The sequence below is a fragment of the Halobacillus litoralis genome (genome assembly GCF_020171725.1).
GTDB classification, from domain to species: Bacteria; Bacillota; Bacilli; order Bacillales; family Halobacillaceae; genus Halobacillus; species Halobacillus litoralis_F.
On the sequence record NZ_JAIVAJ010000009.1, the window covers coordinates 1 to 25,102 of the forward strand.

Genomic DNA, 25,102 nt, shown 5'->3' on the forward strand with positions numbered 1-25,102 from the left:
TCTACTTCCGGGCGCGACTTTCTACTTCCGGGCGCGACTTTCTACTTCCGGGCGCGACTTTCTACTTCCGGGCGCGACTTTCTACTTCCGGGCGCGACTTTCTACTTCCGGGCGCGACTTTCTACTTCCGGGCGCGACTCAACGAGAAAAGCTCGCTCAGGAGGCGAGCTTTTTTCATTCTTGATAGTTTTCAAGCATATGAATCCGCTCCATCATCGTCGGGTGACCGTAGTACAGGTACTTGATGACGGCAGGTGGATTGACGTCGCTCAGGCCGTTTACGGTCAGCTCTTGGAAGGAGCCGATGGCGGCATCGACGTCTCCGGTCATTTCAATGGCATATCGGTCTGCGTCCGTTTCGGCTCCCCTTGAGACCGCCATTTCGACGGGCTGGGCGATGAAGGTGAGCATCGAGAGAACGAGGTATAGGATCGGCAGTCCGGCGATGTCGGACATGCCTTTCACGTTCAGTCTGTCCCCCCACTTGGCGAAGATCCACTTCAGGAGTCGGTAGCCGATATACAGGCCAACGAAGCTTCCAACTAGGACGCCGATTAAGTTCCATAGTAGGTGGTCCATGACGAAGTGGCCGATCTCATGAGCCATGATGAACAGGACTTCGTCGTCCTCGAGTTTGTTCAGGGTCGTGTCCCACAGCACGATACGCAAGGTCGAGCCGATGCCGTTCACGTAGGCGTTCATGCTGTTCGTCTCTTCGGACATGTTCACTTCATAAACGCGCTCCGCGGGCACTTCCGCTTCATCGGCGAGCGCAAGAATTTTTTCCTCCAGCTGTTTATCCTTGAGCTCGGTGAAGTCATTGTAGAGCGGATCGATGACGACGGGCTGGATGAACATCATCAGGGCGATGAATGGGACGAGTCCGACCCAGGCATACAGCCACCAGCGTTTTTCGAATCGCTGGATGAGCAGGTAGAGGACGGTGATCATCAGGGCCATCGTGATGTAACCGATCCAGAAGCCGATCATCTCATCGCGCATCCAGCCGGAGAAGGTGTCCGTCGAGATGCCGTATCGGACGGACAGATAGCGATACGCATAGTCGATCGGGAACGTGAGAAACCATGTGAAAGCCGACAGCATCAGGACGTAGACGGGAATCGAGACGATACGGAAACGGGAGAGTCGTTCTCCGAATCGCTTGAACAAGTGAGACAAACCGAAGGCGAATACGCCGATATAAATGATCCACTCGACCGGAATGGTGGCAAGTGAAAGGAAGTGACGATACCTGGAGTACTCCTGGCTCAGTTCGAGTTCCCGACCTGTCATGAACGTGGCGGGATCAGCGGCCGTCCCTTGGTAGGCGGCAGGCACTCCGAAGTCGGACCACTGGAAAAGATACAGCCACACAAGCACAAGGTAGATCGGATATGTAATCAACGTCCACTTTACGATTCTTTTTTTCAAGCTTCTCACCTCCACGGGTTTCCTTCTATTGTACAAGTCTTCTTCTGAAAATAGAACGAAAAAGAGGCCGCCCATTTGGACAGCCTCGATTCTTTAGTCTTGTTGCACTTCAATCTGGACGTTATCAAGCTGAATGGTGTGCGCTTCCGCAAATTGCCCCATCAAATATTTCAGTGAAACGGTCTCTGTCTGTGGCATCGTGAACGTGTAGGTGAACGTCTCGAATGCCCCTGTCAGAGAAACCATTTCCCCTAAGAAGCGTTGGTAGCTGGCGTTCTCCAACGTCACTTCAACGTCACGCGGTACAGAGGACTTGGCATCGAATGAAAGCTCGTACGTGACGCCTTCATACAGCTCCAGACCCGGATATTCCGGCAATACGCTCCACAGCTCCTGCCCCGCTTCTACGATGTCGATGTTCAGCGCTTCATCCTTCACATCAACCGTGGCGTTGGCATCGAAGTGAATGTACGGCGCCCAACCTGCCATCCCGTCTGAGAAGTCTTCTGACAACGGCAACAGATCGATGTTGTCGTAGTCGACGTAGGTAGACGTCTGAATCAACTCCACATCATCAAGGTAAATATCCGCTTCCGCCTCTCCCATGTAAAAGATCAGTTGACTCTCGAGGTCGGATGCTTCTGTCGTCATTTCGAACGGCACCGTGTACGTGCTCCACTCCTCGCTCAAAGAAACCGGTTTCGCTTCTGCGTAACGATCACCGTCCTGACTCACGAATCCGACTGCGATCTCATCCGCCTCATCAGCACGGGCTGAGAACGTCAGCTCATACGTATTTCCTTTCAACAATTGGATGCCGGTCTGCTTGAATTGGATATCTTCAAGCGATGCGCCCGGCTTCTCAATATCCATCTGCATCACCCGGTCCGCCGCCGTCACGACCGCATCCGCTTCAGCCCCGTTCTGAGCAATCGTTTCCCAGTACACGAGTCTTGAAAAGTCACCTTGGTCAAACGTACCGTTATACACATGATTCCCGTCAGGAAGAGGTTCCTTCTGGGTCGACTCCTGCTGTTCACCCGTCACATCCTCGACACGCACATTGCCGATCCAGACAGGGGCTGTAGACGTTCCCATGTTGAACTCCAAACGGGCAGCAAGATCCGTTTCCTGATTGTGTGTGAACGTGTAGGAATGAGACTCGACATTGCTTGTCAGATCGAACGTCTGCTCACCAGAGTAGTTAGCGTATCCTCTTTCCGCCCCGCCGGACACCTTCGTCATCACCGAGCGGTTCGTATTCGATTTCGCATCAAACGTAACCTCATACGTATGCCCTTCCACAATCGCGAGCTTCTGGATCAACTGCAGCGACCATAACGCGTTTCCAGGGTTCGTAATATCGACCTTGGCAAAATTCGTCCCATCAACGGTGTCCGTGGAAATGCTTCCTTCCCCGGCGAAGTCAGGCAAGGTGAAGAAGTTCCAGTACGTCTCGTCCACCACGTCTTCATTTTCATCAATCACCGTAAATCCTTGTTCATAGTCTTGATCGTAAATCAGATTGCCGTCCTCTAACGGCTGCTTCGCCTCCTCAGGCAGCTCCTCAAGCTCCTTAGTCGGCTCCACCGGCTCCTGATAGTCACGCCCTGTCAGCTCATAGACACGGACGTAATCGACTTCCATCTTGCCAGGGAATTCGGTCGTTTCATCCGCGTCCCCGCCGTACCAGCCACCGACAGCCAGATTCAGAATCAGATAGAATTCCTGATCGAACGGCGCCGGGAACGTATAGTTGGCCGCCTCATCCGGACCTTGGCTGAACCAGTTGTTCAGCGTCTGATAAAGCTCACCATCCACATACCACCGAATCTCACCCGGCTCCCACTCGATCGAATACGTATGGAATCCCGTGTAATCACTGCCCTCAGGGAAATGATACTCTTTTCCACGATACGTATTGTTCGGATACTCCTCACCATAATGAATCGTACCGCCGATCGTGCTCGTATCCTTACCCGCCGCTTCCATGATGTCGATTTCACCAGAAGCCGGCCAGTCGCCATACACACTATCCTCCGGCATCATCCAGAACGCAGGCCAGTACCCCTGACCCTCAGGAAGCTTCATCCGCGCCTCGAACTTCCCGTACTTCTTACTGAACAGATCCTCCGTCTTCAGTTTCGCAGACGTGTACTCATACGTCCCGAAGTCATCCGACTTCTGCTCCTCCTTCGCCTCAATCACTAACTTCCCGTCCTCGATATACGAGTTCTCAGGGGAATCCGTATAATACTGCTGCTCATTGTTCCCCCATCCAGGAGAAACCCCTTCCCCGTTCTCATCGACAATCCAGTTCCCCGTATCATAACGCCATTTGCTGGAATCGATTTGTTCGGTTAAAAATTCATCTCCCCAAACGAGTGACCAGTCCGACGCCTGCTGGCCGACTTTGTAGATTTCGGTCTGCCCGATTTCAGATTGTATGAGCTTCACGCTATTCTGTGCGGGCTCCTCGATATACAGCGTGCCTTCGACGGTCACCGAATCAAGCAGCGTCTCTCCGGATGCTGCTCCACGCGTAATGTACAGATTCCCTTCAATCGTGACGTTTTTCAGCGTAACGCCCGGCTGATTGATCCACGCATTGCCTTCCACCGTCTCATCCTGATGCTCACCTTCCGTGTACACGACCTTCGCGACAGACTCCGCATACTGCATCGCATCACCAAGCTTCACAGGTTTACGATCGTTCTCGGGCTCTGCCCAGTCCACCACTGGATACAGCGTCGAGAGTGCTTCGAACGCCTCTCCCTGCTTGATAACAGACTTTTCACTGCCCTTGAATTCCGGCAGGTAGCCGATGGATTCCGCCGTTTCCAACGGATTCTCCCCGTTCACTCCTACCCATTGATTTAAGAAATCGATAAAAGCCACCTTCGACATCGCCGCATTGGCATGAGGGGGATAGAACGATTTCTCATCCAGCCAATCCGGCCCTTCGGTTGTTTTCTTCTCCGCAAACACTTGAGCTGCTCCCGCAAATGAGAGCATAAACATCAAACAAATCAGCAACACTTTTCGCATGCTAGAGGTCCTCCTAGAGATAGAATAAATGTAAGGAAACCGGTTTCGTTATGTGGCAAAAAAATAAACCGCCTCTAGATGTCTGATTCATTAGAAAGCGCTTTCCTTGTGATTGTCATTTATCATACCACACTTCAAACCGTGTTCAAGCATAAAAAAATTCGTGCCCTCATTCCCCTCGAGAGCACGAAAACCTTGCTATAAAAGCTTTTCCATTCGAATATCCGCCCACTTCTTCCCATCCCAGTACGTAAATTCCTGAATACGTCCTATTTCTTTATACCCGAGCCGTTCATACAGACGGTGAGCCCGCTCATTGTACTCAAACACACCGAGCTCGATCCGACTCAGTCCGTGATTTTGGATTTCTTTTTCAAGAAATGCAATCGCCTTCGCCCCGACTCCCTGGCCGCGCCCCGTCTTCTCACCAATCGTAATTCCGATCCATGCCGTCCCTTCCTGATGACGATAAAGATGAGGTGGATCGATCATGTAATTCATCTCTCCGACCAGCTTCCCATCCACCATAATCAAGTAATACTGATGGTTCTCCAGCCTTTTTTTCAAATCATCCACCGTCACCGTATGACGGCGCTCAAGATCTTCCTTCGTATGGTGTGGCCGGGTCAGCGGCGTAATCTCCGCATCATTCTCCCAGCGCTGAAACGCCTCCGCATGCTCCGCTTCAGCTTCGTTCATCGGTATGAATTCGACACTCATGTTACTCTCTCCTATCTATAAGATGTACGGGTTTTTCCGGAATCGCTTGAAGACGTTCCTTCAGAAAATCCGGTCTGATATCGTAACGATGAAGCTCATCGACCGGCAGCCATTGGTAGACCAAGTGGTCCCCCTCGAGCCCATGAAACGGCTCCTTGGTGAACCGACCATCTTCCCGCCTGACCGAATAGTAAAAGGCCAGTTCATGCATCAACCTGCTTTGATATGTAAAGAAACTCTCCGCGATCCAAAGCGTCGAATCGATATCTATTGCTTCCCCGAGCTCTTCCTGCCATTCACGGACAATACTCTCCTCCGTCGACTCGCCCATCTCGACCCCGCCACCAGGCAGAGCCCAATACGCATCATCCTTCTGCCTGTGAAACAGCACGTGCCCCTCTTCCACCATGACCCCCGCTGCGCGGTAATTAAAGCGGATCTCATTTTTCTCAAACCGAACATCCATCGCCCCGACCTCCTTTCTTTTATTATATAGAAAAGAAGCGAATCATGTGATGCGTCAAGTATTGGGACAGGGAACCTATGAATCTGGACCACGCTGTCCCGATTATCTGGTATTCGGACAGAAGGGACTGCTATTCATAGATTCTGTGTCCCAATAAAGCGTTATTCGGACAGGGAAATCTGCCATTCCCGCGCTGCGTGTCCCAATAAAGGATAATTGGGACTGAGAAAATACCTGCCTTCTAAGCGCTAGTCCCAATACACCTGAATCGGGACTGGGCGCACCCGAAATATCCTTCCCTCTGTCCCAATAGTCACCGTCAAAAATAGTTTGTGAAAAATTGAGCAAAAGGGGTTGCCAAATGAATTCCATGGCGATATACTAAGATTACAGTTTGATTGTGAATCATTTCACAACAACCAACTGCATCATGTGAATGATTGAGCAAACTAGTTGTTCTTTGTTTATAAAGCCTTTAAACTATATGTATAAGCTGATATGTGAAATACTTCACATACACATTCTAAGGAGGAACCATCCATGAAAATTGCTGTTATTGGAAGTACGCACGCAGGTACGGCTGCGGTGAAGAATATGGCGGAATTGTACCCGGAAGCTGAGATTACGGTTTATGAGCGAAACGATAACGTGTCCTTTTTGTCCTGCGGTCTGGCGCTGTATGTTGGTGGCGTGGTGAACGATCCACAAGGGTTGTTCTACTCTTCCCCGGAAGCGCTGCAGGAACTTGGCGTGACGATGAAGATGCAGCATGATGTGGAGAATATCGATACAGAAGAGCAGACGATTGAAGCGACGAACTTGGTAACAGGTGAAAAAGTCTATGACGCTTATGATAAATTGGTGATGACCACAGGCTCTTGGCCCGTCACCCCTCCTATAGAAGGAATCGACCTTGAGAACGTGCTGCTTGCGAAAAACTACAACCAGGCGAATACGATCATCGAACGGGCGAAGCATGCTGAGAAGGTGACGGTTGTAGGCGGCGGATATATCGGAGTGGAGCTTGTCGAAGCCTTTGAAAAAGCAGGCAAAGAGGTGACGCTCATTGACGGGGCGGACCGGATTTTGAACAAATATCTGGATCCTGAATTTACCGATATGGTCGAAGAGGACTTCCGAAACAGAGGCATTACGCTGGCGCTGAACGAGACGGTGAAGCGCTTCGAAGGAATCGACGGCCAGGTGAAGCGTGTCTTGACTAATGAAGGAACGCATGACGCCGATCTTGTCATCATGTGTGTCGGCTTCCGTCCGAATACGGATCTGCTGAAAGGGAAAGTAGACATGTTGGAGAACGGGGCGATCAAAGTCGATGCGTATATGAAGACGAGTGATGAAAACATTTATGCAGCAGGGGACTGCTGTGCCGTGAAATACAACCCGACAGGTGGTCACGCGTACATTCCACTTGCGACAAACGCCGTGCGAATGGGTACACTGGTCGCGAGAAACATCGTCCGACCGACGATCCAATACGTGGGGACACAAGGCACGTCCGGTCTTCACATCTACGACTTGAACATGGCGTCCACAGGATTGACCGAGACGTCCGCTTCCATGATGGACGTTCATGTGAAAAGTGTCACAATCGAAGACACGCACCGTCCCGCGTTCATGCCGACTGCGGAACAAGTCAAAATGAAAGTGTCCTATGATCCGGACAGCCGCAGAATTCTCGGGGCACAGGTCATTTCACAGGCGGACGTCACCCAATCCATCAATACCATGAGCGTCTGTATCCAGACGGGCATGACGATCGATGAACTCGGATTCGTCGATTTCTTCTTCCAGCCGCATTTCAACCAGCCTTGGAACTTCATCAACCAAGCCGGACTCTCAGCGGCTCAATAAAAATAGAGAAGCTGCCTGAAATTCAGGCAGCTTTTTTTATGGACTGAAAAATGGTTTACTTACGGCGCTTGAAGTACTCCTTCATCGTCTTCGTACGTCTCAGGTGTTTCTGTAGTTCATCCAAAGGTATTCCATCTACAAAGCGGTCTCTTCTAAACATTTCCTCGAAGGCACGATCCATCTCAAACGGCTGACTACTGCGCTCGCTCGTCTTGAGTTCCGTCATCGGAACTACACCTCCATTCCATGTGTTACGCTGTTTATACCTTAGAAACGACTCTCAGAAACATGGAAATATGCTTTGTTACACATTATGCACTTGTGCTATTTTTTATGTCAGCCAAAACGCTTTTGAATCCGTTCAACTGCGATATCGATCTCTTCACCAGACACATCGTAATGGGTGACAAAACGGACCGTGTAAGGCCCGTATTTCACGGCTTTGATGCCTTCTTCCTCAAGCTCCGTCAAAAACGAATCCGCGTCATGCCCCGCTTCTTTCACATTGATGAGCACCATATTCGTTTCGACTTTTTCCTCAAGGACCAGACCGTCAACAGCTTCTATGCCCGCAGCTAACCTATCGGCATGTTCATGGTCTTCCTTCAATCGATCGACCATTTCAGTCAGCGCCACAAGTCCGGGTGCTGCGACCATGCCCACTTGACGAAGACCGCCACCGAGGCGTTTCCTCCATTTTCTTGCCCGCTGGATGAAGGCAGTGGGTCCCGCAATGATCGATCCCATCGGCGCCCCGAGTCCTTTTGATAAACAGACCTGGACCGTATCCGTCTGGTCGGCGTACCGTTTCAGCGACACACCACTTGCGACAGAGGCATTGAATAACCGCGCTCCGTCCAAGTGGACAGGAACGCCATGCTCCCTTGCCACATCATAAATGTCCTGCATATTCCCGAGAGGCACAACGACTCCCCCCGCTTTGTTATGTGTATTTTCGAGGCAGATCAGACTCGTTTCCGGGAAATGGATATCCTCTGGTCGAATGGCTGCCCGCACGTCTTCTGGGTCCAGCGCCCCTCTTTTTGCTGGAAGGGTCCTCGACTGGATACCGGCAAAAGCAGACATTGCAGCACCTTCGTAGACAAATAGGTGAGCATTTTCTCCCATGATGACTTCGCTACCTGGAGTGCAGTGGGTCAAAATAGCTATCTGATTTCCCTGAGTACCACTTGTGACAAATAGTGCCGATTCTTTTCCCAGCATTTCAGCTGCTTTGTCTTCCAGTTCTTTAACGGACGGATCCTCTTCGTACACATCATCCCCAACCTGTGCATCAAAAGCGGCCTGACGCATGGCATGCGTGGGTTTTGTGACGGTATCACTTCTCAAATCAATCATTATGTAACGCCCCCTTTTTTTCCATTGTAAAACGATTCTCAGAAGAATCAAACATTCATAATAAAAGCAATCTTATTATCTTTTTTTCTCGCTTGATTATAAGAATTTATTTGTTAAAATGGCAAAAAATATCGTTTTTTGTCACCCTTTAGGGGGAATAAACAATACTATGGGACAATAGTAATTTGTGACTACAAGTAGTATTATTGTTCTAAATCCAATATTAGGATATAGGTGATAAGTAATGGATTTCGTACAGTCTTTTACATTCTCGGATGAAGAGCTGGAAGATATCATTTTCGCCATTGAAACGACACTATACGAGAGGAATTACGAATCATCCTCGGAACGATCGACAAGGTTGAACGAAACGTTACGCATGCTGAAGATTCATTCACCCAAGCACGATTTGGAAAAGACAAAGAAGAAGAAGCTCCTCTCACACAGAGAAGAAGAGATATTCGATCTTTTGATGCTGGGTAAATCAAATGAGGAGATGGCCAGGTTCTCACATATATCGGAACAAACCGTCAAATCCCATTTGAAGAACATATACAGCAAGCTGAACGTGAAGAACAAGGTAGAATTAATTCTTACTTATCACATCCCACAAATATGATCATACAGATACTGGCAAACCATTCGAAAGGGTGGGACGCAAAGCTACGGGTCTAAGGTGCTACCACTACGATCGCCGGGCTGCCTAAGAATGATGAGAATATAAGGATCTCATTATTATAATGAGGTCCTTTTTTGTGGCATAAGAAAGGTGGAAAAGAAATGATTATTCGTTCGTTGCTCGAAAAATGCAGCTTCTCTCACCACTTTCAGCCTATCTATCATTTAGCGAGTTGGTATCCTATCGGTTATGAAGCTTTGTTTCGATCTGAATTAACTGCCAATCCTGCTGAAACGTTTCAGATGGCACGTGAAGACGATCAGTTGTATGAATTGGACACGCTTTCGATTAAACAGGCCATCGCATGCTTTTATCAAGAGAACAGCCGCCACAACCACGACCTTCTTTTTGTAAATGTCTATCCTTCCACCATCGTTCATTCCGGATTTATAAATTTCATGCAGAGATATGTAAAACAAACGCATTCTATCGTTCTCGAACTGAATGAAGCAGAACCAATACTCGACTTAGAAGAACTATCCGCACGCATTGAAGAATTAAAGTTACTAGGAATTAAAGTAGCGATTGATGATGTCGGGAAAGGCGCTTCTCAGCTTCAGTCCATATTGAACCTTAAGCCGAACTTTATCAAATTGGACCGCTCGTTAACACAGGACCTTCACTTATCACGACAGAAGCAGACGTTTATCGAACTCGCAGCGATGTTCTGTCAGCAGTTTAATATGACGATGATTTTAGAAGGTGTCGAAACGGCAGAAGAGCTGGATATGGCTAAGTCGCTTCGTGTCCCTTTCGCTCAAGGTTTTGCTATCGGTTCCCCTAAGCCCCTATTATCTACAGCGAGGTGATCTAGAATGACCTATTTACTTGTTTACCAAATCGTCCTCAGCCTGGCTTTGCTAACGATTATTGTGCTGGATCAAAAAATGATCCGAACACAGAAAAAGAAGATTGTCACCCTGCAGGAAGAGAAGAACCGCATGTCCCTTAAATATCAAAAAGCATATGAGCATGATCAACGAAGTAACTTCCGTATCGATTTGAATGAGAAAGACTCGAAGCTCATCATCGAATCGATTGATGGTGACCTTGAACATAAATTAAAAGGGAAAGTCATCGGTGGTTATATCGACAACATCAGTGTATCAGGCATCAAGTTTGTCTGTCCCTATAACCTTCCCGTCTCCTCCAACATCAAAGTGAAGAGTGTGTTTACTTTAGGTACCGAATACTTTGAATTGGATGCCGTCATGGTACGAAAAGAAGAAAACGTCAAAAATAAACAGCGAGGCTACGGCATCAAGTTTGTCGATGTCCCACACCGGGATCAGGGCAGACTGAATATGGAGATTCGTCGAATCGATTCGGAACGCCGCCGTAAAATCACTAGAATTTCGTAATAAGAAGGACCACTACTGTGGCCTTCTTTTTTGTTCCCTAGAGTTTTCATGTTGAAACCTTCGGATGTCGTTACCAGCGCATTCACTCTTCGGAAGACATTTTCACTTCACGTTCCTAGTGTTTAACATCCACCCTACATTGGGAGGGTAAAATTATTCACATGTGGAAAAATAGAACTAACGATAATAGTTACCCACAATTATCCACAGATTTATTCACAACTATTGTTAATTTTCTAATATACACAGGTTTTCCCGTTCTATAAACAGGTTATGCACAGTTTTTATCCACATATACACAACCCTAGCATGTATATGGTAGTAGAATTGGTGTTCGCCACCAGATATAGCACTTATCCAGAATACTATTCACACCCTGTGGATAATGTAAGGTGTGTTCCCAACTCATTCATTCACGGATTTCATTCCTAAACAGCGAAAAAGAACTCAAGGCTCACATGCCTTGAGTTCTTTCTTTTCCTTAACAAATGGTTGTTATTCCTGTGTTCCTAACGTAATTGTGACGGTACTCTGCTCGCCATCACGGTAATACGTCACTTCCATCTCATCACCTGGACTCTTTTCTTCATACAAATACTTACGCAGGTCGATGATGTTGCTCACTTGCTGTCCATCTAATTGTGTAATGACATCCAGTGGTCTCAAACCGGCTTTGGCTGCTGGAGACATCTGGCTGATGCTTCGAATGTACAATCCGCCCTCGACATCTTCAGGCAGGCTTAATGTGTTGCGCCATTCTGAAGTTGGGACTTCGTTCAATCCATAGGCTTCGATTCCGATATACGGACGGCTGACTTGTCCTGTCGCTTCGAGCTCAGCAATGATCGGCTTCGCTGCATCGATTGGGATCGCGAATCCGATTCCTTCTACAGCTGAACGTGCAATCTTCATGGAGTTGATGCCGATCAACTGACCTTCGATGTTGATCAGGGCTCCTCCGCTGTTTCCAGGGTTGATGGCCGCATCGGTCTGAATGACTTCTGCCTGCCAGTCTTCCATACCGTCTCCGTTAAAGTCTTGAGGAATAGCTCGTTGTTTTCCACTGATAATTCCTTGTGTCACGGAACCTGAGAACCTCAGTCCGAGTGGGTTCCCGATCGCGATGGCTGGTTCTCCGACTTGAATGTTGTCCGAGTGCCCCAGTTCAATCGGATCTCCGACTTGATCGGCCGGCATTTTAAGTACAGCTAAATCGGTGAATAAGTCGCCACCGACAAGCTCTGCGGCTACTCTTGTTTCGTCTGAGAGGACCACTTCAATTTCGTTGGCTCCCTCGATGACGTGTTGATTCGTCACGACGTAGGCCATGTCATTCTCTTTTTTATAAATCACGCCTGAACCGACTCCTGCCTGTTGAGGGGAGGTGGATCCATTCTGATTCCAGAAGTCCCGCTGCGTCTGCAGGTTGACCACGCCGACGACAGATGGTGAGACTTCACTTACGATATCTGTGATTTGAGTTGTGACATCGACCTGGACGCTCTTGGTCGTTCCGCCGGTCAATTCCTGATCATCGTCGACGAGACCGCTCTCGTCTTCAGGAATCGTGATGTCATAGGGGAGTAATTCCGTTTGCACCAGGGCCGGCAGTGCTAATAAAATCAGAACCGCTCCGAGGATGACACCGACAATAGTAGGCATCGCCCAGCGGCGTTTCTGCTTATCGCGCTGCGTGGCTGGTGAATGGTCATCGTAGTACCCCACGCTTTTCACCTTACCTTTCTTCTAACCTCATGGAAGTATTTAATTAGTATTTCCTTTAAGTTAAGGAATTAAAACCTCTCATACTTCATAGATCGGTGTAGCTGAGGACGGGTCTGTATCATGAAGTTCGAGGCGTGAGCCGAGTTCAAATCCACGCTCCTTCAAGACATCTTGAACAGACATCCGGGCCAGGTCTTTCATATTGTTATCAAGGCTTAAGTGGGCTAAATAAATCCGCTTCGTCTGATCCGTGATGACATCCGTCAAAGCAAGTGCGCAGTCCTCGTTTGACACGTGTCCGGAATCGCCGAGGATACGGCGCTTCACGTTCCATGGATAGCGCCCCATTCTGAGCATACTGACGTCGTGATTGGATTCGAAGATATAAGCATCGGCCCCTTCGACCGTCTTTTTGATCCGCTCCGACACATAGCCTAAGTCCGTCACAAGTGCGACTTTTTTGCCGTCTTGATGGAAAGTGTAGAACATCGGATCCGCCGCATCGTGGGAGACGCCGAAGGATTCGACATCGAGTGACCCGAAGCTCTTCGTCTCTTCCATGTTGAAGAGGAACTTCTGATCGACTGATAACTTGCCGAGCTGTCCTTCCATCGCGGTCCACGTCTTCTCATTCGCATAGATCGGCAGGTTGTACCGGCGCGCCATGATGCCAAGCCCCTTGATGTGGTCACTGTGTTCATGGGTGACGAGAATGCGAGACAGTTCGTTTGGATCAAGCTGAACCTGGTCCATCAGCTGCTCGATTTTTTTCCCGCTCAAGCCCGCATCTACGAGGATTTTTTCTTCTCCCGACTCTATATAAAAAGCATTCCCCGTACTGCCAGAAGCTAGTACACTAAATCGTAAAGTCATTCTAAGACACTCCTGTTAGCAAGGTTATTCCTCATCATTGTTTTCCGTTTCAAGTTCCAAGTCCTGCGTGAAATCAAACGCCCGAATGGAATCCTGAATAAAATCTTCTTCTGAAATCTCGATGATTCTTCCTGATGTGGCAAAGGCAAAGAACGATTCGGTTCCATTTACGACGACCTTCCACGTCGGCTCAAACAGCTGTGGTCCGATGTTCTCTGTGGCAATCAGAGCATTGTAATACCCGACCTGCATCGATGTGACCTCATCCCCTGATTGGATATAGCCGTTTTCGAACAGCTGGTTCACGATCGTCACCTTTGAAATCAGTTGAATCGGTTCGTTGGTCGCCTCTTCTTCATTGGCGAAAGAAAGCAGCGTCGCAACGTATTCCGTGATCGCTCCGTCTTCCACTCTCACCATCAACATCCCGCCCTGGTTGAAATAGACGGTCCTGTCGCTCGCTTTTTGGAAAAAGAGGGCGATTCCTTCGTCTTGGTTGTACCCCCAATACGAATACTGATCCGAGAACGGGACAATCTGCCCGACCTCTTCGATCATCGTATCCTCCGTCACTTCGACCGGCTCCTCGAGCTCAGACTTCACGACCCCTTCATTTTGCAGCATCTGAATCTGTTGGGCTTCCCCTTCGTCCAGTGTCTCAATCTGGCCGAGGACACTATCGGAGAACTCCGCTCCCCTGGAAGACATGCGGGCGAGCGGCTGGGTTTCCTCATCAAGGATTCCTTCAGCAAAGGTCACCCCTCCCTCTTCCAGTTGATCAATCATCTCTTCGCTCTCAATCGTCAATTGATTGACCTGCGATTGATATTGCTTGTTCAGGAACTGGTTAAGCAGAAAGAGGTCCAGGATCAGAAAGCTGATAATAAACAACGTTTTAATTTGTCCCCATTGCATACTCTCTTCTCCCTCCTCTTACGATATCGGTTGGTTCTGATTGATTTCCGTCTGATAGAGCGGTTCCCAGATGCCATTTCGTTTCATAAACCACATCGGCTTCAAGTTGTAAACCAAGCTGCTGCTCTGTTCGTTCAAGGCATAGCCGACTTTGATGTCCTGCACTTGAGATAGACTGAAATTCTCCCGTGTGCCCAAATAGTTCAGTACTTCTTCCCCGGAAGGAAGTGTCGTATATGCTAATGGAGCATTGAACGGTTCAAATTTCACTAGAGGGCGGTTGTATTCCTGAATATCCCCTTGTTCATATTGTAAAAAGATCGTCGCAAGCTCGTGATCGACGACTTCGATTCCGTTGAAATACATGTTGTACTCCACCCGGTCGGTGTTTGTCGAGATGTAATTCAGCCGGAAGTCGTTCGTCCACCCGTTGTGCTGGTTAACGTTCTCCACACTTTGTCTGAGCACGTCATATGAGCTCATCCCGACAGGATTACTCGAATTCAAAATCGCGGACTGAAAGGTCATATATTCATCGTCACTGGACACTTTCAACACCCGCTGCACGTCTGAGATCCGTTGTCCTGATCGTCCATCATAACGCTTCACTTCCGCAGGGAACAAGTAATTTCTGAGTGGAAGAACATTTACGGACTGGGTCTGCAGCACTTCCTCCGGGTATTGGACTTGTTCTTTAGGGATGAAGATGTCGTCGTACGTCCGTTCATTCTCAAGCGGTGAGAAACGGAGCTGCTCGACAAACTGTTCCTTGTTGGCCAGCTCTTCGAACAATAGGTTCCCGGCACCTTGGTTGAGGGTTCCCTGCAACTTAGCCGGGTTCACCTCTACCTGACTGTCCACCGCCCAAATGTTATAGGCGTTTTCTTCTTCGTCATCATTCTCGCGCTCCACGATGAACAAACGGTCAAACGACTCGTTCGCCACGGGCTGGTTACCGCTGGAATAATTGAACATGAAAGACAGCGTTTGTAACGGGACAGGGGATGGGAGAAGAACCTCCACATAATTTCTCCCCTCCAAGTTCGGCAGGGAAGGATTCAGATTCGTAGCCGCTATGCGCCATTCCCGCATATCCTGGTACAGAACCGACTGCTCCCCTGGGTCACGGTAGGAATAGTGCGTATCTCCTTCATGAAAAACGACTTGTGAAGGCTGAATAAGTTCCCTTACACTCATTTCTTTTCCGTTCTCGAGTCTCGTTTCACCGACCGTTTCGCCGGTTTCATCCACTTCATTTTCATAATTCGGCTGATAGTTCCAGAGGGCAACCGATAACAATAGACTGAATGCAATCAATATCACCAAAATGACGGACTTCATAGTTTCTACTTTCACGACTGATCCCCCCGGTTCTGGTTCATAAGAGGAAGCGTGAAATGAACGGTCGTACCTTTACCCTCTTCACTCTCAGCCCATATTTTTCCGTGGTGGGCATCGATCATTTCCCGGGCAATGGCAAGGCCAAGTCCGGTTCCTCCCAACTCTCTCGTTCGTGATTTATCGACACGATAAAAGCGGTCGAAAATCTTATCGACTTGATCAGGTGGCATACCAAGTCCTTCATCGGCAATGCTGACTCGTAACTGCTTCTTCGTCGAGTGCGCCGAGAACCGGATCGTGCCTCCTTTAGGAGAGTATTTGATCGCATTTGAAATGACGTTATCGAGCACCTGCGTCAGCTTATCTTCATCCATCCATACATGAATGGGACGCTTCGGTACACTACGCTCGAATTGTATGTTCTCATCTTTGTTCATCTCAAATCGTTCGATGACACGGCTGAAGAAATCGGAGAAATTCACCCGCTTTTTCATCAGACTCGTCTCTTTCCGGTCCATTTTCGTCAGCTGCAACAGGTCATTGACGAGACGGATCATCCGGTCTGTTTCATTCTGTGTAACGTCGAGGAACCTCGGAGCGATGTCAGGGTCCTGCCACGCCCCGTCATTCAGCGCTTCGATGTAGCTGCGCATCGTGGTGAGCGGGGTTCTGAGCTCGTGCGAAACGTTCGATACGAATTCACGACGTTCCTGAGCTACGCGTTCCTGTTCGGTTACATCACTGATCACGGTTATGAACCCGTTCATTTCTTTATTTTCATCCTCTACGACAGAGAAGTTCGCTTTCAATAATAAATGCTTGTCTTCACTGCTCAAGTCGATGATCATCGACCCGGCTTCTTCTACTTCCTCAATCTCCTCGATCTGATCGTTCATATCCAGCACATCAAGCAGTGACTGCCCCTGTACCTGCTCGAACGTCTGCCCGATCAGCTTCGATGCAGGTGCGTTCATCAACGTGATGGCCCCGACACGGTCGGTCGCAATAACACCATCTGACATATTCGACAGAACCGAGCTGAGTTTCCTCCGCTCCCCTTCCGTCGTCGCCTGCGCAAGCTTCAGCTTGTCGTTCAAGTCATTGAACGTCACACCGAGCTGGCCGATCTCATCGTTTCCCTTCACATCCACCTTCTGCGAAAAGTCCCCTGTCGCCATGACCTGGGCCTGCTTTTTCATTTCTGTCAGAGGCTTCGTGATTGTGCGGGCAACCAAAATCCCGAGCAGCGCTGTGACGGTGATCGCAAGGAGGGTTCCTTTTGTAAAGATGCCGTTGATGTCCTGGATCTGCTCATACACGCCATCCATCTGTGCCGTGTAATACAACGCACCGACAATCTCTTCCCCGTCGTTTATGATCGCTTTCGTCCCTGATAACACTTGAGAGGACGTCGTCGGATCGGTACTTCCTAGGAAAAAGACCTTCGTAATCCTTGAATCGGATACAATCTCTCCTACCTGGGCATTCGTATCCCCGTAGGATGAAATGACCGTAGCGCTTTCGTTCATCACAAGAAGACTATTAATATCCTGACTCCGGCCATTGGCTTCGGTAAATTCATAGATTAACTGCTCAACCTCAGCCTGCAGAGAGAGATCCCCTTCTTCCCGTTCGGCCTCAAACGCATTTTGCAGGCTGAACGTCAGCGAGTTCAGCCTGTCATTAACGGAGCTTGTGAACTGCTCAGTGAGCTGTTCTTCAAGCTTATCTACGAAGTAGGCACCGATGACCTGGATACCTAACAGCAATAATAAAATGTACACGACAATCAATTTCAGCCGGACCGACTGAAAGAAGCCTACCTTCTTCATGCGGAGACTACTCCTGCTCTGGGTTTCTTAGGTAGTAGCCGACACCACGTCTTGTGACAATCCAAACCGGGGTGCTGGGATTCTCTTCAATTTTTTCACGAAGACGGCGAACAGTTACGTCTACCGTACGGACATCTCCGTAGTAATCATATCCCCAAACCGTCTCAAGCAAGTGTTCACGCGTCATGACTTGTCCGATGTGACGGGCTAAATAGTGAAGCAGCTCGAATTCACGGTGGGTCAATTCGATGTAAGCACCGTCACGTGTGACCGTATAAGCGTCTGGGTGGATGGCCAGGCGTCCGATGGAAATGTCACGCTGTGTATCGGATGAATCTTCAGGTTCCTGCTGCTGACGGCGCAGATTCGCTTTCACACGCGCAATCAGTTCTCGGTTGCTGAACGGCTTCGTCACATAATCGTCCGCTCCCATTTCAAGACCCAGCACTTTATCGATTTCAGCATCCTTCGCGGTCAGCATGATGATCGGCATATTATGCTTCTTACGGACTTCACGACATACTTCGTTTCCGTCTTTATGTGGAAGCATGATGTCTAACAAAATAAGGTCAGGCTGCTCTGCGTCTGCCTTGCTGATGGCTTCATCGCCATCATAAGCACAAACCACTTCGTACCCTTCTTTTTCTAAATTGAATTTCAATATATCTGCAATTGGTTTCTCATCGTCTACGACTAAGATTTTTTGTGCCATTCGAATGTCACATCCCTTTCGTCTGCTTCAATTCTTTCCCTCATTTTAACTCATTTTCAACCAAATGTCTTACTTCACTCGATAAGCTAGAAAAAAACCGCCATGATCTTCCATCACAGCGGCCTTGTTCTTACAAGTAGTCCATCGGGTTTTTGATGACACCGTTCTGGTGCACTTCAAAATGCAGGTGAACGCCTGTAGAATTTCCTGTCGTGCCCATAAGGCCGAGGGAGCTTCCTTTTTTCACCGATTGACCGACTTGTACATCTATAGATGATAAGTGGGCATACACCGTTCTGTAACCATTATTATGGTCAATTACGACTTTATTACCAAACCCACTTTGATATTCTGCTGTCACAACCGTGCCGTTATCGGCTGCACGGATGGTGCGGTTGCCTACTCCGGCGATATCTATCCCGTTGTGCTGACGCCCCCAGCGTGGTCCTTTGTGACTTGTAATCGAGCCACCATAGGCCGGCCAAAGGAACGTCCCTGTGCCGACGGAAGGGTCTTTCGTTCCTTCCAGCACCACTCGTTTCACAGGTTCTTTCTCCACCGTCTCTTTCACGATTTCCTCACTGATCTCTTTACCGTTCTCCATCGTCTTGACAAAATGAACGGTTTTCTTACCATCTGACCCTTTTTGCTTCACCTTCGTCTCGCCTTGGTAAAGCTTATCCGTCTTGACCGTCTCTGTCTCCGCATCGATTTCTTCCGTGCGGATGCCTTCTTCTTTAACGATGACGTCTGCGAGAGGGGATAACTTCACTTCTTTCTCCGTTTCACCCGTTGATTCAGAAGCTCTTGAACTCATCAACTGGTCTGATGAAAGGTGAATGACCTCTTTTCCAGTTTGGAACGTTTGGAACGCCTCATCGACCGTTGAGATCTTCTTCGGTTCCACTATCTTTGTTTCATGTGAAACATCCTCAGAAAGCTTTACGTCGACCACTAATGATTCGTCTACGCCAATTTCAGGCTCTTTCCCTTCAGCCTTTCGTTCCTCAACGGCTTCAAGCGTGGCCCGCTTCACAAACTGGGTCTTCCATTTCTCGATGACCTCATCGGCTTTGTCTTCAGTCGGAAGATAAGCGACCTCTTCACCCGATACCGTCAAAGCGACAGCCTCAACGTTCACCGTTAATTCGTCGTCTAAATAAGAAAGAACCTTCTCTTCTGTGAATTCAGGCGAGAAAGCCGTCTCTTCTTCAAATGAGACATCCTCTTCGATGTCGAACTGCCAGTTTCCGTACGTTTCTTCGGCCAGCTCGATCTCCTTTTCGATGTGGGATTGGACGATTTCTTTGTCTTCTACCGTTCCCACACGTTTATCATCGACATACACGTGGTATGTATTCTCTATATTACTTTCTGCATAAACTGTCCCTACACCAACCAACAAACCAAACAATGCAATGACCGAAGTCTTTTTACCGACTCCTTTTCTTTGTACCATTCCCTGCTCCTCCTGTGTTTGTTAACCGTCTCTTTTTTTTTTATCTCTCTTTATAGTAAAATTTATTGATTTTTACACTACTACAATTTATCATAGTTAAATTTCGCTTGAAATAGATTTTGATTAATGTAAAGAAGATATAATATTGCTTCCAATATATCGAAAAATACTATATTCACAGCTACATATTGTGTAAAATGTAACCCTTTTCTTTACAGTTTGATGACAAGACACCTGTAAAGACACAATAAAAAACGCCTACATTTCTGTAGACGTTGTAAGAAGTGGCTCGGGACGGAATCGAACCGCCGACACACGGATTTTCAGTCCGTTGCTCTACCGACTGAGCTACCGAGCCATTTACTATTGAAATTAAAGTGGCGGTCCGGACGGGACTCGAACCCGCGACCTCCTGCGTGACAGGCAGGCATTCTAACCAACTGAACTACCGGACCACATTGCTCTCTCTCAACCGCAACGATATTTATCTTACCACACACTCCAAGAAAGGCGCAATAGATTTTTTCATTTTGCCTCAAAAAAATCTATTGTTCTACCTCATAATCCTGCACCTACACTTCATATACTGGTTGTACAAGGAGGAAAAAGCCAATGGTCATCATCCTGCGAAAAGCCGCTGTTGCCGTCATCGTCGTACTGTTAGTGGTCGTTGCTTTTTTAAAAATGAATCCCCCTCTTGCACACGGTTCTGTCGGAACTACCAATAATAATCAGTACATTCTCTTATCTGTCGGGAATAAACATACGTGGGGCAGCATCCACATCAAAGAAGTCCGGATCAATGGGAAAAGCGAGCCTTCACGCTTCGAGGTACAAGTCAGTGATACGAACAAAGGACTTCTGATGGCGGATTTATCAGCCTCTTCAAAAGCCCAAATCCCTAGCGAAAGGGAGGCAGCCATCCGCCTCCTGCCGAACAGTTTTCCTAAGATGGACGAGACGGGGCCACAAGATACGGAACACACGATTTATGGCTTGAGTCTCTCAGAGGATACGCCCATCGAAAGAATTGAAGTTTCTTATACGTATCTAGGTCTGACCTTCGAAGAAACGATCCAGATCTAATTAACGTTTGAGGAAGTCATTCATCTGCTCTATCAGCTCTGCTGGCAGATTCGAATGGAGGATCATTCTCTCATTGTCTTCCGGCACAAATCCCGCTTCAATGGCATGATGGATCAGGCTCAGCAGCGGGGTGTAATACTGCTCAATATTGAATAGGGCAAGGGGCTTCTTATGAAGTCCAATCTGAGCCCAGCTGATTACTTCAAACAACTCTTCAAAGGTTCCGAATCCACCAGGAAGTGCAATATACCCATCCGCAAGCTCACTCATCTTCGCTTTCCGCTCATGCATCGTGGACACTTCGATCAAGTCAGTGAGTCCAGTGTGAGCGACTTCTTTATTCAATAGATGAGTCGGAATGACGCCTGTCACTTCGCCTCCACCCTTCAGGATTTCATCAGCCAGCGCCCCCATCAAGCCGCTCTCAGCTCCTCCATACACCAATGACAGGTCATGCTCCAGAAACACCTTTCCCAGTGCTTCTGTCTGCTTTACAAACTCCTCGTTGTTTCCTTTACTCGAACCAGCAAACACACAAATCCGCTTCACTCGAATCACTCCTTTTCCCTTATCATAAACAAAACACGCCTAACTTCAAAAGTTAGACGTGCTTCGATTTATTCACTATAAACACTGCGCACAACATTCGTCTGGTTACGATCCGGTCCTACGGAGAAAACAGACAACGGAATGCCAGTCAGCTGTGATACACGCTCAATGTAATGGCGGGCATTGGCAGGAAGCTCATCAAGTGATTTCACACCTGTGATATCTTCCGTCCACCCCGGCATTTCTTCATAGACCGGTTCACACTCAGCGAGAACTTTCAAGCTGGCAGGGAATTCATCGATGATTTCCCCCTTGTAACGATAAGACGTACAAATTTTCAACGTCTCAATGCCTGTCAGGACATCGATCGAGTTCAAGGAAAGGTCGGTAATTCCGCTGACACGACGAGCGTGACGGACTACGACGCTGTCGAACCAGCCGACACGGCGTGGACGACCCGTTGTCGTACCATACTCGCGGCCGACTTCGCGGATCTGATCACCGATCTCGTTATCAAGCTCTGTCGGGAAAGGACCGTCTCCGACACGTGTTGTGTAAGCTTTCGATACGCCGACAACGTGCTTGATCTTGGATGGACCCACACCAGAGCCGATGGTTACGCCACCCGCAATCGGGTTTGATGAGGTAACGAACGGATACGTCCCCTGGTCGATATCGAGCATAACCCCTTGCGCGCCTTCGAACAGCACACGACGGCCTTCATCAAGGTTATCGTTCAATACCTTCGACGTGTCACAGACGTATTTTGCAATCTGCTGACCGTACTCGTAGTATTCTTCAAGGATTTCCTCTACCGTGAACGGCTCAGTTTCATAGACTTTTTCAAACAGACGATTCTTCTCGGCAAGGTTCTGCTCAAGCTTTTCTTTAAAGCTCTCTTTGTCCATAAGATCGGCGATTCGAATCCCTGTACGAGCGGCTTTGTCCATATAAGCAGGACCAATCCCCTTCTTCGTCGTTCCGATTTTATTCGCTCCCTTTTCATCCTCTTGAAGCTGGTCGAGCTTCAAGTGGTAAGGAAGAATGATATGAGCACGGTTACTAATACGCAGGTTGTCCGTAGACACCCCTTTATCGTGTAAGTATGCTAATTCATCAAGCAAGGCTTTCGGATCAATCACCATGCCATTGCCTAAGACACAAATTTTTTCATCAAAAAAGATCCCTGATGGAATCAAGTGAAGTTTATACGTTATGTTATCAAATTTAATCGTATGGCCTGCATTGTTTCCGCCCTGATAACGAGCGACAACTTCTGCATTCTGGGATAGAAAATCGGTAATCTTGCCTTTTCCTTCGTCACCCCACTGGGTTCCGACAACTACTACTGAAGACATAAGGCACCTCCGCCAAATTTATTATTTCAAGTACATACACCGTCAGTTTATCAATGTAAACGGACAAAGTCAACGTGAAATACGAACATTATAAATTAAATTATAACGAATGTTCGATAATGATTGTTCGCTCCACGAAATACTATAACTTATAAAAACTTATAAAAATTGATTTTTACTTACATTTGACTTATAATGACGTAACAAGGATATTAATGGAAGGGTGCGGGCGATGTATCAAGAAGAACGGCTGATTCTCATTATGAATGATTTAGAAAAGAACCGACGAATCTCAATCGAGCAGATCTGCGACCAGTTCGATGTGTCCCGGGATACGGCGAGACGGGACCTCGTGAAATTGGAAGAAAGAAATGCCATTGTGCGAACAAGGGGTGGCGCTATCCTTCCCACGAAGCATCAGGAGGTTCTCGACTACACCCACCGTCTGGAGACCGTTTCAGATGAAAAGAAAAAAATCGGAGAACGGGCCGCATCTTTGGTTCGAGGAGGAGACACCCTGATTCTTGATGCCTCAACCACCGTCCAGGCCTGCGCCAGCGCACTGACACCTGCTCCCCTTCATATCATGACCAATTCGATTCATCAGGCTGAAATTTTATCAACGAAGCCTGATATAGACATTCAATTGCTCGGCGGTCTATTACAGAAGGAGCACGGCTTCCTTTATGGAACGTCCGTGATTGAACGATTGAGGAAGTTCCACGTGAAAAAAGCGTTTATCGGCGTGGTCGGGTTGTCGGAACACGGATTAACAATCGCGCACGAAGAAGACGGCATGGTGAAACGTACGATGATGGAACAGGCTGAACAGGTCATCGTCCTCGCCGATCATACGAAATTCGGCGTAACCGAGCTCTTTCAATTCGCAGGGCTTAAGGACGTCGACTTGATCATTACCGACGAGACCCCGTCTAAGCACATGCAGAAAGTATTACAAGACCACCAGGTTGAACTATTGGTGACATAAACAGGTTCATCCCCTCTGTCCCGCGTGACTTTCAGTAGGCGTAACGGACAGGGATGAAGATAAATGAAGGAGCCCTCAAGCAGGGCTCCTTTTCTATTGCAATATCCAGATTCTAGTGGTAGGTTGGATGTATATTTTGGAAAATTTTGATCATTACATATTGGAAGTAAGGTTTCTACATTGGAGGGGAAGTATGAAAATGCTCAGTACAATCGCCTTGTCACTCATCACTCTTGGAGTCATCGTTTTTTTCACCGTATCACCGAGAAACGTATTTTCGTTCGACACGAAGCCGATTCACCTCAAAGAAAAAGTCGGCAGCCAGAACATTGAAGAAGTGACGATTTCAAGCTCGTTTGCTGATATAGAGGTTCTGCCAAGTGAAAAAGAAGAAATTGAAATCGAGGTAAAGGGAGAAGTGAATCCGAAGAACGATCAGCTCAACGTCGATGTAAAAGGAAAAGAACTGCGCGTCCAATTCCCTGTGAACCAACAGGTCTTTACCTTTTCACTCGGAGGGAGCAACCAGGCTACGTTGACTGTATCGTTACCTCGGAAGCAATACGAACAAGTTGACGTCGATTCCTCATCTGGCAGGATCGACATCAAAGACCTTTCAGCTGTCCATTTGAGGGCAGAGTCGAGCTCTGGAGACCAAACCATCACTGACAGCGACATCAAGAAAAGGGTTGAACTCGGCTCCTCCAGCGGAAGAATCTACACTGAGAACATCACGACAAGAGAAATCAGCTTGGAAGCGAGCAGCGGGGAGATAGAGAACAGAAGCTTACGTGCCGAATCAAGCGAAGCCCACACCTCATCAGGAAACGTAGCTTTTTTCAATCATAAAGCAGATACCGACCTCTACGTCCATACATCCAGTGGGGATACAACGATTGAATTCGACGGCAAACCGACATCCACCCGTATTCTGTACAGCTCCAGTTCAGGAGAGGCGAGCCTGCAATATGAAGGCTTCCGCTTCAACAAGATCTCTGACAGCAACCTAGACGGTCAAATCGGCGATGGCGACGCCCTGATCGAAGTCGAATCGAGTTCCGGAGATTTACATGTAAGAAAGGGGGAATAGAAGGTTTGAAGGAAGAGTATCGGGGAGACCGAAAGCTTTCTAAAATCCATATGGCATCTGAAGGCTCTGCCGGTTGTGCCGGTTGCGGCCTCGGCTGTTTGAGTGTTTTTCTATTTATCGTATCGATTCCCAGCGCCATATGGGTCTTATGAGAAAGGGCTGACCATACAGCCCCCTGTTCCATCCACGAAAAAAGTCCGGCCGTCGCATTCAAGAAGAATGCGACGGCCGGACTTTT

At 48.1% G+C, this 25,102-nt stretch carries 23 protein-coding genes, 2 tRNA genes and 1 riboswitch; of the genes, 8 read left to right on the forward strand and 17 right to left on the reverse strand.

Going from position 1 to position 25,102, the window contains the following annotated elements; genetic code table 11:
* Nucleotides 1-174: 174 nt before the first annotated feature.
* The 4 genes from LCM20_RS16820 to LCM20_RS16835 all read right to left on the reverse strand — a co-directional run bounded on the left by LCM20_RS16820 (nt 175) and on the right by LCM20_RS16835 (nt 5,665).
* On the reverse strand, nt 175-1,440 hold the full coding sequence (locus LCM20_RS16820) for a M48 family metallopeptidase (RefSeq protein WP_318247324.1): 1,266 nt from the start codon (nt 1,438-1,440) through the stop codon (nt 175-177).
* A gap of 84 nt (nt 1,441-1,524) precedes the next feature.
* Complete coding sequence (locus LCM20_RS16825) at nt 1,525-4,479, reverse strand: carbohydrate binding domain-containing protein (RefSeq protein WP_225196665.1); 2,955 nt, start codon at nt 4,477-4,479, stop codon at nt 1,525-1,527.
* A 198-nt stretch (nt 4,480-4,677) separates the two neighbouring features.
* Nucleotides 4,678-5,199 carry a GNAT family N-acetyltransferase gene (locus LCM20_RS16830; RefSeq protein ID WP_225196666.1) on the reverse strand — a complete coding sequence of 174 codons (522 nt, stop codon included), beginning with the start codon at nt 5,197-5,199 and terminating at the stop codon, nt 4,678-4,680.
* A 1-nt stretch (nt 5,200) separates the two neighbouring features.
* On the reverse strand, nt 5,201-5,665 hold the full coding sequence (locus LCM20_RS16835; protein WP_225196667.1) for an NUDIX hydrolase: 465 nt from the start codon (nt 5,663-5,665) through the stop codon (nt 5,201-5,203).
* 540 nt (nt 5,666-6,205) lie between these two features.
* Here LCM20_RS16835 and LCM20_RS16840 point away from each other — a divergent pair.
* The gene (locus tag LCM20_RS16840) at nt 6,206-7,537 is read left to right on the forward strand and encodes an FAD-dependent oxidoreductase (protein ID WP_225196668.1); all 1,332 of its coding nucleotides are present in this window, start codon (nt 6,206-6,208) and stop codon (nt 7,535-7,537) included.
* A 55-nt stretch (nt 7,538-7,592) separates the two neighbouring features.
* On the opposite strand, the gene LCM20_RS16845 is transcribed toward LCM20_RS16840, so the two are convergent.
* Nucleotides 7,593-7,763: a hypothetical protein gene (locus LCM20_RS16845; RefSeq protein ID WP_225196669.1), complete on the reverse strand. Its 171-nt coding sequence runs from the start codon at nt 7,761-7,763 to the stop codon at nt 7,593-7,595.
* Nucleotides 7,764-7,873: 110 nt separating this feature from the next.
* Entirely contained in the window at nt 7,874-8,896 is a 1,023-nt protein-coding gene (gene ltaE / locus LCM20_RS16850) for a low-specificity L-threonine aldolase (protein WP_225196670.1), read from the reverse strand.
* Nucleotides 8,897-9,140: 244 nt separating this feature from the next.
* Here ltaE and LCM20_RS16855 point away from each other — a divergent pair, with 244 nt between their 5' ends.
* The 3 genes from LCM20_RS16855 to LCM20_RS16865 all read left to right on the forward strand — a co-directional run bounded on the left by LCM20_RS16855 (nt 9,141) and on the right by LCM20_RS16865 (nt 10,936).
* Complete coding sequence (locus LCM20_RS16855) at nt 9,141-9,515, forward strand: response regulator transcription factor (protein WP_225196671.1); 375 nt, start codon at nt 9,141-9,143, stop codon at nt 9,513-9,515.
* A 3-nt stretch (nt 9,516-9,518) separates the two neighbouring features.
* Nucleotides 9,519-9,603, forward strand: a riboswitch (cyclic di-GMP riboswitch).
* Nucleotides 9,604-9,676: 73 nt separating this feature from the next.
* The gene (locus tag LCM20_RS16860) at nt 9,677-10,384 is read left to right on the forward strand and encodes an EAL domain-containing protein (protein WP_225196672.1); all 708 of its coding nucleotides are present in this window, start codon (nt 9,677-9,679) and stop codon (nt 10,382-10,384) included.
* Nucleotides 10,385-10,390: 6 nt separating this feature from the next.
* Nucleotides 10,391-10,936: a PilZ domain-containing protein gene (locus LCM20_RS16865; protein WP_225196673.1), complete on the forward strand. Its 546-nt coding sequence runs from the start codon at nt 10,391-10,393 to the stop codon at nt 10,934-10,936.
* A 495-nt stretch (nt 10,937-11,431) separates the two neighbouring features.
* On the opposite strand, the gene LCM20_RS16870 is transcribed toward LCM20_RS16865, so the two are convergent.
* The 9 genes from LCM20_RS16870 to LCM20_RS16910 all read right to left on the reverse strand — a co-directional run bounded on the left by LCM20_RS16870 (nt 11,432) and on the right by LCM20_RS16910 (nt 20,248).
* Nucleotides 11,432-12,661 (reverse strand): S1C family serine protease, encoded by a 1,230-nt coding sequence (locus LCM20_RS16870; RefSeq protein ID WP_318247329.1) that lies wholly within the window; start codon nt 12,659-12,661, stop codon nt 11,432-11,434.
* Between the two features lie 78 nt (nt 12,662-12,739).
* Nucleotides 12,740-13,534 carry an MBL fold metallo-hydrolase gene (locus tag LCM20_RS16875; RefSeq protein ID WP_225196674.1) on the reverse strand — a complete coding sequence of 265 codons (795 nt, stop codon included), beginning with the start codon at nt 13,532-13,534 and terminating at the stop codon, nt 12,740-12,742.
* A 24-nt stretch (nt 13,535-13,558) separates the two neighbouring features.
* On the reverse strand, nt 13,559-14,449 hold the full coding sequence (locus LCM20_RS16880; protein ID WP_225196675.1) for a two-component system regulatory protein YycI: 891 nt from the start codon (nt 14,447-14,449) through the stop codon (nt 13,559-13,561).
* Between the two features lie 18 nt (nt 14,450-14,467).
* Complete coding sequence (locus tag LCM20_RS16885; protein WP_225196676.1) at nt 14,468-15,805, reverse strand: YycH family regulatory protein; 1,338 nt, start codon at nt 15,803-15,805, stop codon at nt 14,468-14,470.
* Nucleotides 15,802-17,622, reverse strand: a complete 1,821-nt coding sequence (walK, locus tag LCM20_RS16890) for a cell wall metabolism sensor histidine kinase WalK (RefSeq protein ID WP_225196677.1) — start codon at nt 17,620-17,622, stop codon at nt 15,802-15,804. The genes LCM20_RS16885 and walK overlap by 4 nt, the downstream gene beginning before the upstream one ends.
* A gap of 7 nt (nt 17,623-17,629) precedes the next feature.
* A complete protein-coding gene (yycF, locus tag LCM20_RS16895; protein WP_225196678.1) occupies nt 17,630-18,334 on the reverse strand; it encodes a response regulator YycF in 705 nt (234 codons plus the stop codon).
* 130 nt (nt 18,335-18,464) lie between these two features.
* Nucleotides 18,465-19,793 carry a peptidoglycan DD-metalloendopeptidase family protein gene (locus LCM20_RS16900; RefSeq protein WP_225196679.1) on the reverse strand — a complete coding sequence of 443 codons (1,329 nt, stop codon included), beginning with the start codon at nt 19,791-19,793 and terminating at the stop codon, nt 18,465-18,467.
* 285 nt (nt 19,794-20,078) lie between these two features.
* Nucleotides 20,079-20,151, reverse strand: a tRNA-Phe gene (locus LCM20_RS16905).
* A gap of 20 nt (nt 20,152-20,171) precedes the next feature.
* Nucleotides 20,172-20,248: transfer RNA gene (locus LCM20_RS16910), tRNA-Asp, on the reverse strand.
* Between the two features lie 157 nt (nt 20,249-20,405).
* On the opposite strand from LCM20_RS16910, the gene LCM20_RS16915 reads away from it, so the two are divergent.
* Complete coding sequence (locus tag LCM20_RS16915; protein WP_225196680.1) at nt 20,406-20,879, forward strand: hypothetical protein; 474 nt, start codon at nt 20,406-20,408, stop codon at nt 20,877-20,879.
* On the opposite strand, the gene LCM20_RS16920 is transcribed toward LCM20_RS16915, so the two are convergent.
* On the reverse strand, nt 20,880-21,428 hold the full coding sequence (locus tag LCM20_RS16920) for a TIGR00730 family Rossman fold protein (protein WP_225196681.1): 549 nt from the start codon (nt 21,426-21,428) through the stop codon (nt 20,880-20,882).
* A gap of 68 nt (nt 21,429-21,496) precedes the next feature.
* Nucleotides 21,497-22,786, reverse strand: coding sequence for an adenylosuccinate synthase (locus LCM20_RS16925; protein ID WP_225196682.1), 1,290 nt, complete (start codon nt 22,784-22,786; stop codon nt 21,497-21,499).
* A 232-nt stretch (nt 22,787-23,018) separates the two neighbouring features.
* On the opposite strand from LCM20_RS16925, the gene LCM20_RS16930 reads away from it, so the two are divergent.
* From LCM20_RS16930 to LCM20_RS16940, 3 genes are all read left to right on the forward strand, one after another.
* A complete protein-coding gene (locus LCM20_RS16930) occupies nt 23,019-23,774 on the forward strand; it encodes a DeoR/GlpR family DNA-binding transcription regulator (RefSeq protein ID WP_225196683.1) in 756 nt (251 codons plus the stop codon).
* 193 nt (nt 23,775-23,967) lie between these two features.
* Complete coding sequence (locus LCM20_RS16935; RefSeq protein WP_225196684.1) at nt 23,968-24,864, forward strand: DUF4097 family beta strand repeat-containing protein; 897 nt, start codon at nt 23,968-23,970, stop codon at nt 24,862-24,864.
* 5 nt (nt 24,865-24,869) lie between these two features.
* Nucleotides 24,870-25,016 (forward strand): hypothetical protein, encoded by a 147-nt coding sequence (locus tag LCM20_RS16940; RefSeq protein WP_225196685.1) that lies wholly within the window; start codon nt 24,870-24,872, stop codon nt 25,014-25,016.
* Nucleotides 25,017-25,102: the final 86 nt, after the last annotated feature.